Here is a 15,865-nt window from a genome sequence, read left to right as displayed (position 1 = left end):
GGGATAGTAAAGATAACTATTGCCCGGATGATGTTCAAGGGAACAGAACCCACGTACCAGTGTTTGCTGACCTGATACGCGGGTTTTTGTATACCAATAATGAGTAGATGAAGATATCAGCTGTACAATTATCACAGTGTTACAGCCTTTCTCCCTGGAGTGGTGGTATTGATGACAAAGCAAAAAGGAACTCGTGTGAAAAACTGGCTTTCTATTCTTTTATTGCTGCTTGTTGCCGTGTCTTTTCATTGGCTGTTCTTGGTTGAAGATTATAATTTAGCCGTCAATCTGGATGCCATCAATCAGTTTGCTTTTTTTTATCCGCATCTGGTGGAGTCGTTTGCGGCCGGTAATTTTTTCTGGTCTTGGTCTTATGGACTCGGGGGCGATCTGCTCGGGGAGTTTGCTTATTATTACACGACGAGCCCATTGTTTTATCTAGTAGTGCTGGCGGAAAAGATTTTTGATTTTGAATGGAGCATTCTCGGAACAGTCGATTTTAAGATGTATTTGTCCGTCTTGAAGTCGTTTTTGGCGATGCTCGGAATGTATTTGCTCGTTCGATATGAGAAGTTCGAAATATGGAAAGCACTTGTTTCTGCATTGGTTTACGGCAGCTCGATTATTTTCTTTGCCCATGCCGCGTTGATCGATTATATGACCGAAGCCTTTCTCTATGTGCCGTTGACAATTTTCGGTTTATTGCATTATCACCGAACCGGCAAATCGCGATATTTTATACTCGGGATTTTCTTATCAGTCTTTAGTAATTTTTATCTCGGATTTATCAACAGCATATTTTACGGCGTTGCCGCGATTGTATTGACGCCGGTAAAGTCAAAGTCAATCGTCAAAACTTATGCACCGTTCCTTCTCCATTACGCCATCGGCTTAGGTCTGGCGTTTGTCGGCTTCTTGCCGGGCATCCTGTCTGTCTATTACTCCGACCGGTTGGCAATCAAACCGGAAATTCCGCTGTTTTTTGGTACGGATTGGTTTTTCAGCTTGCCGGAACAAGTCTGGGGGCATATGGGGGGATTGGGATTTCCTTTCCTTACGCTCATTGCCGTTCTAGTGATTTTTCTTCCGAAGGACACCCCGACAAAACGAAAATCCATTTTGGCATTATTGTTATTTGTTTTTTATTTCATTCCTTATATGTACAGTGTTTTTAATGGGTTTTCACATATCCAGTACCGCTGGTTCCACATCTTGAATTTTGCGGTGGCGTTCGCGCTGCCAAATTGGTTGACGGTAGCAATGAAAGCGAGAAAACGATTATTGTTTTTTGTTTTTATTGCTGCTGGCCTATTCGTTGGGGCACTTTACACAAAAGCAGAACGGACGGGAAACGTAGTCGATCTGTTCGACATCGCCGTGGCAGGATTCGGTATTCTGTCATTGATCTTGTTTTATCTGATGAGCCGCTGGAAAAGGAAATCTTGGCTTGCCGGCCTTATTGTTCTAGCTGTGGCAGGGAATGGCGTTGTCAATGTAATCGGCTACACAGACAAGGGAATCGTAAAAAGGTTTGGAGCAAGCAATTTAACCGATGAATATTTTAGCCAGCCTTCTCTGGATCACCCCGAAGAAAAGGAAATTTTCTCGAAGTTGGTTCCGGAGCAAGATGAATTTTACCGGACTTTTTATTTGAACGAGGATCGCTTGAATCATGCAATGCTCTACGGCTACTATGGAACGAATGCTTATAATAGCGTTTTGAAGAAAAACCTGCATACATTTGTGAAAAAAGATTATAATGTCAGGCAGTTCAATCCGCTAAGAAACGGTGTGGTGGTGTCAACATACTCACTTTTCGACGGGCGTTGGGCATTGGAAACAGGGCTCGGTCTGAAATACCAGATATTGCCGAAAGGGGCAAGGGCTCCATTCGGCTATGAAAAAATAGAAGAGACGGCAAACTACGATATTTACGAGAACCCCTCAGCTGTGGGATTGGATATGTGGTATACCGACACGATTTCTGAATCAGAATGGGCAAAGCTGAATGTGGCACAGCGTGATGCACTATTCTTAAATAACCTAGTCGTGCCGGATGAATATGCACAGGGGACCAATGATGGCTGGAAAGAACATTTGCCTGAAGAAATTGATGTGGATGCTGAAAAGTTCATCTATGAAAATGCTTCAATGGAAAATGGCGTATTAATTGTCAATCAAGGCGGAAAAGTTACTTTACCGATTGAGCAGCACAGGGAACCAGGAGAATATATGGTTTACTTCGACGCTATACCAGTAGAAGACCGGGCGATGACATTGAGCGTCAACGGCAAAGAAGTGCTGAAAAGAGAATTAAGCTATATTTACAGCTATCTCAACGAAGGCTATCTTTACCGGCTAGATGGAGGTACAAAGCAAATTGAGATCGTGCTGTCACCGGGAGAGTATGAATTGAGCGATGTGCTGGTGTACTGGAATTCCTATGAAGAATTCCGGGAGCAAGCCGAGCAGCGTGAAACTCACAGCTTGGGAAATCTGCATGTTGGCAGCAACCGGATTTCAGGGGAGATTTCCACCGGCCAGCAAGGAATTTTGTTTTTGTCAATTCCTTTCAGTGAGCAGTGGAAACTGGAAGTGAACGGAAAAGAAACGGAGCTTCTGGAAGTTCAAGGAGCTTTCAGCGGCGTCCCGCTGGAACCAGGCGATTACCAAATTAAATTGTCCTATATCACTCCAGGATTTTACTGGGGACTGCTCGTAACCGCTGTTTCAGCAATTGCCGCTTTACTGCTTTACCTTAATGGAAGAAGGAAAGTGGAATAACGTGCAAGTTATTTCCGATTTAAAAGGCGTTTTGCCGGTTTTATGGAATATGAAAGAATTTGAACGGCTGCTGAGCAGCGATCATGAATACATCATCTTTCTGAAAGTGCGTCTGTCGCAGCTGAAAGCTCCTGTGCAAGTAGCAAAAAAAGCGAAAAAGAAAGTTGTTCTGCATATCGATTTGATCCAAGGGTTGAAGACTGATGCCTTCGGTATTGAATACTTGGTGCGGGAAGTCAAATCCGATGGCATTGTGTCGACACGGAGCAATGTCATCGCACCGGCAAAGAAAAATAAACTGATGACCATCCAGCGTCTGTTTTTGCTGGACAGCCATACGCTTGAACATAATATTAAATTGATCAACCAAGTCGAACCGGATTATATTGAAATCCTGCCGGGAATCATTGCATCGGTCATTGAAGAAGTCCATGAACGGATCGGAATCCCGTTCATTGCAGGCGGGCTGATCCGGACTGAAAAAGATATTGAACTGGCCTACGAAGGTGGAGCGGTAGCCATTTCGACTTCGCAAGCAGAGCTATGGGAAAGTTAAAGAAAAGGAAAGCTGTTTGACAGCGCTTTTAAAAAGTAATTAACAAGTTATGAACTGTGTAGGAGAATTGGAGATCCACACTGAATTGAGTACTTCTGAACTGGAAGTGCGCTCGTTCAGCGTGGGTTTTTTGTGTTTTTCAAAAATCAGCTCTTGCACAATCAACTGAAGGGATGTATGAAATGACAGAATTTCTGGCAGAATTGATTAGTACCATAATCGGGGCTATCATTGTCTTTTTCAATTACTTGCCCCATTGGGAACGCAAAAAAGACTGGGTGGTAAAACTTAGCGTGTTCGCGACAAGTCCAGCAGTCCGCAAACCTTTCTCCAACCTGGTTTCTGAAATCATTGGAACAGCGGTGCTTGTCATGGGGCTTTTATTTATCGGAGCGAATGACTTCATGGAGGGCTTGAATCCACTCATCGTCGGTGCATAGATCGTCGCTATAGGGATGTCGCTTGGCGGAACGACGGGATATGCCATCAACCCGGCACGTGATTTGGGGCCAAGAATCGCTCATGCGTTATTGCCGATACCCGGCAAAGGCGGTTCGGCGGAATCGACGAAGCGGTTTTTTATAAAGCGATGTTCAGCGGCGCATACGGAGTGCCGTTCTGGGTATTAAGTTCGGCTCTTGCACTGGTGTTATGCGGAGCGTCAAGTGTAGAATTAAGAAAAGGCAGGAAAGCAGAAAAATTAGAAGAAAATACCGTATCGTAATCAGCAGAGGAGGAAAGCAGTATGAGCAAAGATTATATTTTATCCATTGATCAAGGGACGACAAGTTCGCGGGCGATGTTGTTTAACCACAAAGGGGAAGTGGTGGAAACCGCTCAGCAGGAGTTTGAGCAATTCTTTCCGAAACCGGGCTGGGTGGAACACGATGCCAATGAAATCTGGACATCGGTTCTCGCCTGCATTGCCGGTGTGTTAAGAAAAGCGGATATTGATCCCGACCAGATTGCAGGAATCGGCATCACCAATCAGCGGGAAACAACCGTTGTGTGGGATCGCAATACCGGCAAGCCGATTTACCGAGCGATAGTCTGGCAGTCCCGTCAAACAGACGGCATCTGCAAGGAATTGAAAGAACAAGGCCATAATGAGCTCTTCACGAAAAAAACAGGTCTGCTGATCGATGCTTACTTTTCTGGCACGAAAGTGAAATGGATCTTAGACAATGTCGAAGGTGCACGCGAAAAAGCGGATAACGGCGATTTGATGTTTGGCACGATCGATACTTGGCTGGTCTATAAATTGTCGGGCGGCCAAAAACACGTCACCGATTACAGCAACGCATCACGCACGTTAATGTACAATATTTACGACCTCGAGTGGGATGAGGAACTGTTGGAAATTCTGACAGTGCCGAAAAGCATGCTGCCGAAAGTACGGCAGTCTTCTGAAATCTATGCCCACACAATCAATTATCATTTTTTCGGACACGAAGTGCCCATTGCAGGAATTGCCGGAGACCAGCAGGCAGCTTTGTTCGGACAGGCTTGTTTTGAAAAAGGCATGGCAAAAAATACTTATGGCACCGGCTGCTTCATGCTGATGAACACCGGCGAACAAGGAGTGGTATCGGAGCACGGCTTATTGACAACGCTTGCTTGGGGAGTGGACGGCAAAGTGGAATATGCTATTGAAGGCAGCATTTTTGTCGCCGGATCCGCTATCCAGTGGCTTCGCGACGGTCTGCAAATCATCGAGCATGCTCCGGACAGCGAAGCATTGGCCGCTTCTGTCGAATCCACCGATGGGGTTTACATGGTGCCTGCGTTTGTCGGACTTGGAACGCCTTACTGGGATACCGATGCAAGAGGTGCAATTTTCGGCTTGACGCGCGGCACGACAAAAGCGCATCTGGTCCGGGCAACGCTTGAATCGCTCGCTTACCAGACAAAAGACGTCGTGGATGTCATGATTAAAGAAGCAGGCACTGAACTTAAAACCTTACGAGTTGACGGGGGAGCCGTCAGCAATGATTTGTTGATGCAGTTCCAAAGCGATATTCTGAATGTACAAGTGGAACGCCCGATGATCCAGGAAACAACAGCACTCGGTGCCGCATACTTGGCTGGGCTTGCAGTCGGTTTCTGGAAAGACAAAGAAGAGATTGCCCAGCAGTGGAAAATTGATAAAACATTTAACAGCACAATGCCTGCTGAAAAAAGTGAAGAGCTTTATGAAGGCTGGCACAATGCAGTAGCTGCCACAAGATCGTTCAAAAAAGTGGAACCGAAATCTAAAGTAAGTTCTTGATTAAAGATAGTTTTTTGAATTACAGAAGCATCTACGCTTTTCAAACTGTCTAGCTCCGGTGCCCAGCTCCTCGAGGTCGCTTCAGTCTGGCCAGCAATGGCAAAAAGCGCCATTCCCGGCCAGACTTCCAGCGCTTGTCGGGGCTACATGGGCACCTGCGCTTTTTAAATTAAAAGTTAATATACAGTCTAAGAACTCGAGAGACGAAGCCGATTTTGCAGAAGAAATTCTGCAGCTGCAGATTCGTCTCTTTTTATTGGAAATTAATGGATTTTGCATTGAGTACATCAAACCGAAAAGGAGCAAATCATCTATGAAATTTTCTAGTTTACAGCGTTCAGAAACGATTAACTAAATGAAGAACACACGTCTTGACCTTTTAGTAATCGGCGGCGGCATTACAGGAGCCGGCATCGCCTTAGATGCGTCGGCAAGAGGCATGCGGGCAGCTGTCATGGAAATGCAGAACTTCGCGGCAGGAACTAGCAGCCGTTCGATAAAACTGCTTCACAGCGGGCTTCGCTACCCGCCGAACAGGCGATTTGTTCTTCAACATCGACTGGGTTTATGCGAATAAAGACAGCGCTATCGCTTTTATGGCAAAAACTTTCGACTGGACAGAAAAACAGATTCAGTGTTACACAGAAGAATTGGATGTTTTATTATATGAAGCGACTCATCCTGTTGAAACCAGTGCCCAAACATATTAATGAAGCTTTCTGGCATAAAGGGTGACTGGATGGCGAAATGCTAAAAGAAAAGAGACTGCAGAGAACCAGAGCATTCACTGGTTTTCTGCAGTTTCTTCTATGATATATTATTTTATCCATTAATTAACTTTTTTAAGGTTAAATTTAATCTCTAACTTACTGTTCGAAAATAAAGCTAACGGATGAAATATGGTATACTAAATACAATATTTGGATGAAATAAATTCAAAAAATAGATTTATTACAAAATAAATGACTTTATTACAAACTGAAACTCTTGTTAGTTGTTTGGCGTCAATGGGTTATAATAAAAGCAATTAAAGCGGATATCTACTATTCGTTAGGAGGAATTTATCATGTTATGTAAGAATTGCGGACAAGAGAACGAATCGAATGCAAACTTCTGTAAATCTTGCGGGCATTCGTTAACGAATAAAAGAGGAAAAAAACAAAAAGGAAAAAATTGGATTTACACTTTGATTTTGCTATTTGGAATAGGCGGCGCAGGATTTGGCGTGTCGCAAATGATGGAGGAACCACCTCAGCAATCTGCCCCAACAGAAGATTTATCCGATGCAGAAAAACAGCCAGAGCCCAAAAAGCAGGAAGAGCCTAAAACAGAAGAAGCCGTAAAGGTAGAAGAACCGGCGAAACCGGAGGGTAATACTGAAGGAACTGTAACAAAAGTGGAAGATATCGTTCCACCTTCCGAACAGCCGGAAAAAGTGGAACCGAAAAAGAAAGATAAACCGGCAGTCATCAAAGAAACACAGCAGAAAGTCTATACTATTTTGACTGAAGGCGGGCAAGGATCCGGTTTTCTTTTCCATAATGCTGGAATGGTCGCGACTAACGCCCATGTAGTAGCAGGATACACTGATGTTGTGGTACGCAATATCAACGGACAGGATCAGCCAGGAACGGTAATCGGAATTTCTGATGAGTCTGATATCGCGTTGATTAAAGTCGAAGCGTTTGCTGGCATCGATCCTCTTGTAAGTGAAATGAACCCAACAGATGTTGGAACAGAAGTGATTGCACTGGGAAGCCCGTCCGGTTTTGAAAATACTGCTTCAATCGGTTATTTAACCGGCATTGACCGCGATTTTGAACAAGAATTTATTTATGAAGATATATATCAAATTGACGCGGCCATTGCACCAGGTTCAAGCGGCGGTCCGCTTGTTGATGCGGGCACAGGAAAAGTGATTGGCATCAACTCGTTGGTCATGGAAGAAGGCGATTCAATCGGCTTTTCAATTCCCATGTATTCGATGCACGGCATGCTGACAGAATGGGTCAATAATCCGATGTCTGCAGAAGAAGTCACTGCAAAGTTCCATGTCTATGACGATTTCACTGATTATGAAGATGAGAACTATGAATTCGATCCTGATTTGGAATTAAAGTTTGAGGAATCAAGCCTAAGCGAATTTGTCGGCGATTTCCGTTATTATTACGAAACGGCATTAGCAGAAGAAGACTTTTTCTATGTCCAGAATTTGCTGGTATATGAAAGTGAAATTTACAATGGCATTCTTGAATACATTAACGATATTACAGGAAAAGGAATGGAATTCAATTTCACTAAATTAGATATCACCGGCACCGAAATCTTTGAAGACCATGCACTTGTTCATACGGAAGAAGCGTTTGACTTTAAAAATGCGGCAGGCGAATGGTCAGTGGAAGAACGCAGTAAAACTTATACAATTGTGATGGACGAAAATGGATTCTATTATATTTCGGACATTGTCAACAATGAATAAGTTGGAGAATCTATATAAATTGAACTAAAGAATAGTCCTTTGCTATACCGCATCGGCCGCTTTGGGCAGAGCTTTCGCTGGAGAAGCTTTTTAGAAATGAGTGAAACATCTCTTTAATTGCTCATTTATATATGGAACCATGCATTTGAAAACTATTAATTCAATTTAAACATTCGAATAAAATAGCGAACCGCTCTGCAAAATCACTTGATTTGCAGAGCGGTTTTTTTGTATTGAAATATAAACATAAGCTTAATATCATGAATGTTAATAATTTAAATAGTGGAATGGCAATCTAGGTATGTCAAATAGGATATCTTATCGTATAATTGAGAAAGAAAATGGAATGTTATAAAAAATTTAAATTTTTTAAAAAACGGAAAATGAGGGATTCCTATGAAAATTCTTGTGACGGGCGGAGCTGGCTATATCGGAAGCCATGCTTCTGTAGAATTATTGGAAAATGGATATGAGATTGTGGTTCTAGATAATTTGTCAAACAGCCGAATCGAGTCAATTGAACGTGTTAAAGAACTGACTGGAAAAGATTTTTCCTTTTATGAAGCAGACCTGCTGGATGCAGGAGCAGTGGATGCAATTTTTGCCGACAATAAAATCGATGCTGTCATGCATTTTGCCGGCCTTAAAGCTGTTGGCGAATCTGTAGACATACCACTTGCCTACTATCATAATAATATTACTGGCACATTGATTTTGTGTGAAGTGATGAAAAAACATCAAGTCAAAAAATTTGTCTTCAGTTCATCAGCTACCGTCTATGGCAATCCGGAACGGGTGCCGATAGATGAGTCTTTTCCTTTATCTGTAACAAATCCATACGGCCGGACCAAATTGATAATCGAAGAAATTCTCCGCGATATATATAAATCCGATCCTTCATGGCGCATTGCGATTTTGCGTTATTTCAATCCCATCGGCGCACATGAAAGCGGCAGAATTGGTGAAAATCCTACAGGAATCCCGAATAATTTGATGCCTTATATCACGCAAGTTGCAGTAGGCAAGAGAGAACAGCTTCAAGTATTTGGAAATGATTATAATACACACGATGGAACAGGCGTCCGTGATTACATCCACGTAGTGGATTTAGTGAAAGGGCATATAAAAGCCCTGCAATACTTGGAAGCCAATGAAGGCATTGAAACCTTCAATCTGGGAACCGGCATGGGGTACAGTGTGCTGGATCTAGTCAATAGCTTCGGTGAAGCCACTTCAAGAACCGTTCCGTACCAGATTGTCGGCCGCCGTCCAGGTGATATCGGAACCTGTTATGCAAATCCGGAGAAAGCGAAAACACTGTTGGGGTGGCAAGCTGAAAAAGATTTAATAGAGATGTGCAAAGATTCATGGAACTGGCAATCGCAGAATCCAGATGGATTTTAATGGATTGCCGGCCATATTCTATCGTGTATTAAAGGAGAAAGCCTATGTTCGATATATACAAGGAAATGTGGAATCGGCGAAAAATGATCCATTCCCTTTCCTTACAGGAAATTAAACGAGAGTATGCGGGTACATTATTAGGCTTTGTCTGGGGACTTGTTAATCCGTTGATGCGCATCGCCGTCTTTTGGTTCGTTTTCAGCGTCGGGGCAAGAGCTGGCGGACCAGTAAACGGGGCACCTTATTTTGCCTGGCTTGCCATCGGAATGGTCGCCTGGTTTTTACTGAATGATGGATTCCGGCTGACACAGAAATCATTTCGCAGCAAAAGGTCAATCATCAAAAATACGCCTTTTCCGATTGCCATTTTGCCGGCTGTCCAAATCTTATATTCTTATTATATCCACTTGATTCTGCTAGCCGTGATTTTTATCGGAATGGCTCTGACATTGCAGACAGTGTCGATTTATAATTTGCAGCTGCTCTACTACGATTTTGCGGCGCTTATGCTTCTTTTAGGCATTGGCTCGGTGACTGCTCCATTGGTGGCTGTAAGCAAAGATTTCGGCCGCTTTTTGGACACGATTTTGGTATTCCTTTTCTGGATGACACCTATTTTCTGGTCTGCGGAAAATTTAGGAGTGCTGGAAAGAATCATTAAACTCAATCCATTCCATTATATTGTCCAAGGTTACCGTGATTCCTTTTTCTATGGCGTCGGTTTTTGGGACCAGCCGGTTTACACGCTGTATTTTTGGGTCTTGGTCCTGGCCTTCTTTTTATTAGGGAATTATCTTCATAAACGGATGAAACCTATATTCCTTGATACGTTATAACTTTCACTTGTGAAAGGCGGGTTGAAATGGACATAGCTGTAAGTGTCAAAAATTTAACGAAAAAATATAGTCTATATAAAGATCCATGGGGACCCATCAAGGAAGTGCTTACCCGGAAAAAGTTCCATAAGGATTTCTATGCGCTGCGTGATATATCACTGGATTTTCCTCGCGGAGAGTCTATTGGGATATTGGGGAAGAACGGCTCAGGTAAATCGACTTTGCTGAAAGTGATTGCCGGCATCACGGAACCGACGAGTGGAGCGGTGGATGTCCACGGTTCCATCGTTTTTCTGGATGTCAGCTCAGGCATCGATTCCGAGCTGAGCGGATACGATAATATCTTTATGAAAGGCACGTTGCTGGGCTATTCCAAAGAAGAAATGATGGCTAAAGTCGATGACATCATCGAGTTTTCAGAGCTTGGGGAATTTATCGGCCAGCCCGTAAAAAATTACTCGTCGGGGATGAAATCGAAGCTTGGCTTTGCGATATCTGTCAATGTCGATCCGGATATTCTCATTGTCGATGAAGCGCTGGCAGTCGGCGATTCGGTGTTCCGAAAGAAATGCATGGACAAAATGAATGAATTTAAAGAACAAGGAAAAACGATTATTTTTGTCAGCCATGACAATAATGCAGTAGAGTCGTTTTGTTCAAAAGCGGCATGGATCCATCAAGGGGAAATGATTACGTACGGGGACTCGAAATTTGTAGGGTCCTTATATGAAGACTTTATGAGCGGAAGAAAGCCGATTGAATCGGTCCTTGCTGAAATCGAGTACAAGCATTCAATTGAACAGGTTCTTTTCGGAACAACGGATGAAGGTTTTACTATCGAATTACAAGGCTATTTGCATGACCATAACCAGCAGGAAGTCTCTGAGCAATTCGACTTGGCGGTTCGAGACATCCGAACCGGCGAAACTGCTGTGAAATCACTTGTGAAAAATGAAAATGGGTTCTTTGTTGAGCTCAGTTCAAAAGAATTCCCAATGTTCTTCAAGCCAGGAAAATTCTCTTTTAATGCACGGTACCATGATGACAGTGGGGAACCGGTCGAGTTTTCATTATGGGCTGGCAAAGCAGAGATTCGTGAACGCACTGATGGAGAAATCAACCGTTTCCAATATAAATTTGATATACAGAAAAATGCCCTTGAATTGGCAATTGAAAACCGGGAGAAGCTTGAACAGCAAGTAAACAAAATCTGGTTTCATGACCAAACTGTCTATATCGAAGGCGTCGCTTTTGTCCGAGGGTACGAAACGAGAACTCAGGGTGCAGCCGATATGGTTTTTTATTTAACCAACCTGGAAACTTTTGAGCGTTTTGCTTTTCCGGCTGTCCTTAGTGAAACTGAAGAAATTACAGAAAATCCGGCATATAATCCTCAAGGAAAAGTATATAACTTCTCTCAATTCCATGTTGCCATTGATCTGGTACAGCTCGAAAAAGGCTCTTATGAAAGCCATTTGACTTATCGAATGAACGAAGAACCGGGCTATGAACTGGTCAATCTGGTGTGGGCTTCAAAACAGCCGGCATATCCTGCTGAACCCTATCTTATGGGGGGACAATCCATTGAAATTAAAACCGCAACAAAATATCTTCGCTTAGAGAAAAAGGACCGCCAATTACAAGAAGCTATTCAATAGAACCAACAATATGTTCTTAAGGAGTAAATTCATGGATAGTAAGAATATTGTTTTTCTAATAAATGAATACAATAACCATGGAGGCGCACAAAGGGTCGCCTCTATTTTAACTGAAGAATTTTTGGCGGATTCCCATAACGTGGCCATTTTAAGCATAAACGAGCAAAAGAATGTACCCAGTTATTTTTCAGAAGAAGTGCCGGTAAAAGTGCTGCATCCGGACGGATATCGAGCACCTCTTCCTATTGAACTATCTTCAAACTTGAAGGCTTTTAAACTGAGAAAAGTTCTGAAAGAATTAAAGCGCCGGTACCTCTTAAAGAAAAAAAGAGATGAGGTAATGCGCTTTTTCGAATCGTATGGAAGCGAAGAAGTATTTGTTGTAGTCATTCAAGTCTATGGAATGCAATGGATTCAACCTCTCCTCTATAAACGGAATGTGAAAATTATTGGCCAAAGCCATGAGAGTGTTGCGGCATCCAAAGGCTCACACCGGTATAAGAGAATATTGAGTCATTACCGCCAAGTGTCCAAGTTTTTATTGTTGACTGAGAAAGACGCGGACTACTTTCAAAAAATTGGCTTCACTAATACAGGCGTTATGTATAATCCCGCACCATTCCGCCAATTTAACGCTCCGGAAGTTTTATATAGCAACAAGAAAATCATCTCTTCAGGAAGGCTTATAGAAGATAAAGGCTTTGATGTTTTGATTGAAGCTTTTAGTGTTGCAGCCAAGGATATGCCAGGTTGGACTCTACATATCTACGGTGACGGACCGGAGGAAAAATCATTGAAAAGTTTGATCCGGATATTCGGCATGGAAGAACGCATTTTCCTTGAAGGGCAAACAGAGGATATTCAATCTGCATTGGCGGCTTCAAGTTTTTTTGTATTGACCTCAAAAGCGGAAGGCTTGCCGATGTCCTTGATCGAAGCTCAATCATGCGGATTGCCATGTATTTCTACTGACTGCGCACCGGGCATCCGTGAAATTGTAACTGAATACGAAGATGGATATATCACTCCTGTTGGAGATATTCCACTCCTCGCGCGCCAGATTAAGCGCCTTGCAAAAAGTCCTAAAATATTCTTGGAGTTTAGTGAAAATTCTTTTATGAACAGTTTGAAGTTCGAAAAAAAGCTTATAAAAAATCAGTGGTATAAGCTTTTTGAAGAATTGGGAGGTCAGTAAAGTGGTCAATATCCTGCAAAAAATCAAACAGCCAAAACTCTCAGTAGTTGTAATTGCCTTTAATAATGAATTGTATATAGAAGAAGCATTGGATTCTATAAATGAACAAACGTTTCAAGATTTTGAAGTCGTAGTAGTAAATGATTTCTCCACAGATCGAACAGGAGAATTGATTGACCGCTATATTGAAGACAAGCCAAAGTTTAGTGCTATCCATCTTGCCGAAAATAGTGGAGGATGCAGTACCCCACGCAATACGGGCATTGAAAACACAACAGGAGAATATGTGATGTTTTTAGACGGAGATGACTGGTACACGATTACGGCTTGTGAAAAGATGGTTGAAGCCATCGGTCGGACTAAGTCTGACTTTGTAGCAGGACAAGCTATCCGCACCAATAATTATGAAATTTGGTATTATAATCAAATTTATTCCAAAGAACGAATTAACATAAACATCCGGGAGTTCACGATGCTGTTATTCGACAGCATGTCAACCAATAAGATCTACAATCGAATTTTCTTAAAAAAGCACAATTTGCGATTTCCGGAAGGCATCCATTATGAAGATGTCCTTTTTACAGGCCAAGCTTACTTTTTAGCTGATTCGGTAAGCATTATCCCAGAGCCGATTTATTATTGGCGTGTTGTGGAGAATGCGGCTGTCAAATCAATTTCCAATCGCCGTTTTGAATTTGAGAACTTTGAAAACAGAATTATTTCCCACCGCTATTATGATAATTTCCTTAAAGAAATAGATGCTCAACAATACCAAGGTTTCAAGAATAATCGGTTTTTGCGACATGATTTAAAATTGTATACCAATGACTATTTGTTATTTGATGAAGATTACAAAGTTAGATTCCATCAGCTGATTTATGAATACTTGCACGAAGTTATGGATGAATATGCGTTTATCCGATTAAATGAACGGGATCGTATTCTATACTACTTACTGTATATTGGCGATAAAGAAGCATTTGATGATTATATTGCATATATCAACGAGTTGCCGACGAAAAACAACCGCATCTATAATAAAGGCAAATCATATTATTTTGCTGCTACCGTTCCAGGAAAAAATGATGAGAAATTCTTAGGAATCCAACGTCCGGAAATCCAATATGCGATATTTGATATACATCTGGACTATGAACAGTTTTCTTTTAACGCCGAAGTGGAAGTGAATTCAATTGATCCTTTGGAAATCAAAGAATATTGGATGTTGAGAAACAGACAGACGGGAGCTCTTCTTGCTTCAGAAAGATCGGCGAAAGGAATTGTACAGTTCAATGTAAGAGAAATGACGGCTGGAAATTATTATTTGTCGTTATATGTAAAACATAGAGGCAATCTCCATAAAGAACTTGTGAAGAATACCAGCGTGGCCGAATTGCCTAATATTGAAGTGAAAGATGACAATCTGGCAAAAGGCATTTTTATCAACCAGAAGAATTCTTTTTCTATTCGTGTATTGCCTGTTAAAACTTTGGATATGCTGAAATGGAAAGTATCCCAAAGCAAACTCATCCCGTCTAAAGAAAAATCAGAAAGAAAAAGGACTGTATACCAAAATCTAGTTAAAAAATTTATTCCCAAACTTCCTGTCCATTCTCAATGGGTGCTTTTTGAAAGCCATATGGGCAAGCAGTATAGCGATAGCCCAAAATACCTGTATGAGCACTTATTTAAAAGCGGCCGCAAGTACAAATATATCTGGTCTTTTCAAGATCCAGGCCAAGTAGAAGTGCCTGGACCAGCTATCAAAGTGAAGCGAAACAGTCTGAAGCATTTCTACTATTTAAACCGTGCGAAATACTGGGTGGATAATCAAGGAATTGCCCGGTTGGCAAATAAAAAAGAAAATCAGGTTTATATTCAGACATGGCATGGCACTCCTTTGAAAAAGATGGGATATGACCAGAAGAAAACTCCGAATAAAAATGAGTTGGCTGGTCTGAAGTTTCAAACAGAAGCTTGGGATTACTTGATTTCGCCGAATCGCTACACCAGTGAAATCTTGCGCAGAGGCTTCCGCTATGGCGGAGAAATCCTTGAAACCGGATACCCGAGAAATGATCTTTTAATCCATCAGCCTGAAACTGTCAAACAAAAAGTCCAACAACATTTTGGATTGTCCTCGGATCACAACGTGATTCTTTTTGCGCCCACCTTCCGAGACTGGGATTCGAATTCTTTTCAGCGGGTTCTCGATGATGTCCAAAAGATGAGCAGGGAAATTGAGGGAAACTCAATCATATTGCTGCGTCTGCATTATCTGCTGTCGGAGAAGATTTCTCAATTGGAACTTCCCGGGAATATCATCAATGCATCAAATTACCAGGATATCCAAGAACTCTATTTGCTGGCAGATTTATTGGTTACCGATTATTCGTCGGTCATGTTTGACTATGCTCTGCTGAAGCGCCCGATTATTTTATACTGCTACGACCTCGAAGAATATATTACACGTCGTGGAATGTATTTCGATTTCGCTGAATTGGCGCCAGGACCTGTGTGCCAGACGATTGAAGAAGTACTGCATTTTATAAATCATCAAAATGAACTGCATAGTTTTGATGCGGCTTTGGACAGGTTTGTTGCAGAGTTCGGAAGCATCGAAGATGGACAAGCTTCTGCAAAAGTGGTTGAGAAAGTATTCAATCGTAAATGACAAAAAGAGT

The 15,865-nt window shown here is 42.1% G+C and carries 9 protein-coding genes and 2 pseudogenes; all 11 read left to right on the top strand.

Annotated features, from left to right (window positions below; translation table 11 throughout):
* Positions 1–171: 171 nt before the first annotated feature.
* The 11 genes and pseudogenes from QWY16_RS14640 to QWY16_RS14590 all read left to right on the top strand — a co-directional run bounded on the left by QWY16_RS14640 (position 172) and on the right by QWY16_RS14590 (position 15,855).
* Positions 172–2,784 carry a YfhO family protein gene (locus QWY16_RS14640; RefSeq protein ID WP_300989961.1) on the top strand — a complete coding sequence of 871 codons (2,613 nt, stop codon included), beginning with the start codon at positions 172–174 and terminating at the stop codon, positions 2,782–2,784.
* 10 nt (positions 2,785–2,794) lie between these two features.
* A complete protein-coding gene (locus QWY16_RS14635; protein WP_300993464.1) occupies positions 2,795–3,340 on the top strand; it encodes a glycerol-3-phosphate responsive antiterminator in 546 nt (181 codons plus the stop codon).
* Positions 3,341–3,537: 197 nt separating this feature from the next.
* Positions 3,538–4,064 (top strand): annotated as a pseudogene (locus QWY16_RS14630) (MIP/aquaporin family protein); the annotation flags it as partial.
* A 21-nt stretch (positions 4,065–4,085) separates the two neighbouring features.
* Positions 4,086–5,609 carry a glycerol kinase GlpK gene (gene glpK, locus QWY16_RS14625; RefSeq protein ID WP_300989960.1) on the top strand — a complete coding sequence of 508 codons (1,524 nt, stop codon included), beginning with the start codon at positions 4,086–4,088 and terminating at the stop codon, positions 5,607–5,609.
* 355 nt (positions 5,610–5,964) lie between these two features.
* Positions 5,965–6,144 (top strand): annotated as a pseudogene (locus QWY16_RS14620) (FAD-dependent oxidoreductase); the annotation flags it as partial.
* Between the two features lie 531 nt (positions 6,145–6,675).
* Positions 6,676–8,088, top strand: a complete 1,413-nt coding sequence (locus QWY16_RS14615) for a trypsin-like peptidase domain-containing protein (RefSeq protein WP_300989958.1) — start codon at positions 6,676–6,678, stop codon at positions 8,086–8,088.
* Between the two features lie 396 nt (positions 8,089–8,484).
* On the top strand, positions 8,485–9,492 hold the full coding sequence (galE, locus tag QWY16_RS14610) for a UDP-glucose 4-epimerase GalE (RefSeq protein ID WP_300989957.1): 1,008 nt from the start codon (positions 8,485–8,487) through the stop codon (positions 9,490–9,492).
* 44 nt (positions 9,493–9,536) lie between these two features.
* The gene (locus tag QWY16_RS14605) at positions 9,537–10,328 is read left to right on the top strand and encodes an ABC transporter permease (RefSeq protein ID WP_300989956.1); all 792 of its coding nucleotides are present in this window, start codon (positions 9,537–9,539) and stop codon (positions 10,326–10,328) included.
* 26 nt (positions 10,329–10,354) lie between these two features.
* Positions 10,355–11,986 (top strand): ABC transporter ATP-binding protein, encoded by a 1,632-nt coding sequence (locus QWY16_RS14600; protein WP_300989955.1) that lies wholly within the window; start codon positions 10,355–10,357, stop codon positions 11,984–11,986.
* Positions 11,987–12,017: 31 nt separating this feature from the next.
* Complete coding sequence (locus QWY16_RS14595; protein WP_300989954.1) at positions 12,018–13,181, top strand: glycosyltransferase; 1,164 nt, start codon at positions 12,018–12,020, stop codon at positions 13,179–13,181.
* A gap of 1 nt (position 13,182) precedes the next feature.
* Positions 13,183–15,855: a bifunctional glycosyltransferase/CDP-glycerol:glycerophosphate glycerophosphotransferase gene (locus tag QWY16_RS14590; protein WP_300989953.1), complete on the top strand. Its 2,673-nt coding sequence runs from the start codon at positions 13,183–13,185 to the stop codon at positions 15,853–15,855.
* Positions 15,856–15,865: the final 10 nt, after the last annotated feature.

The organism is Planococcus shenhongbingii, assembly GCF_030413635.1.
Taxonomy (GTDB): Bacteria; Bacillota; Bacilli; order Bacillales_A; family Planococcaceae; genus Planococcus; species Planococcus shenhongbingii.
Note: the sequence above shows the minus strand (reverse complement) of the source record. Positions and strands in the feature narration are given on the sequence as shown.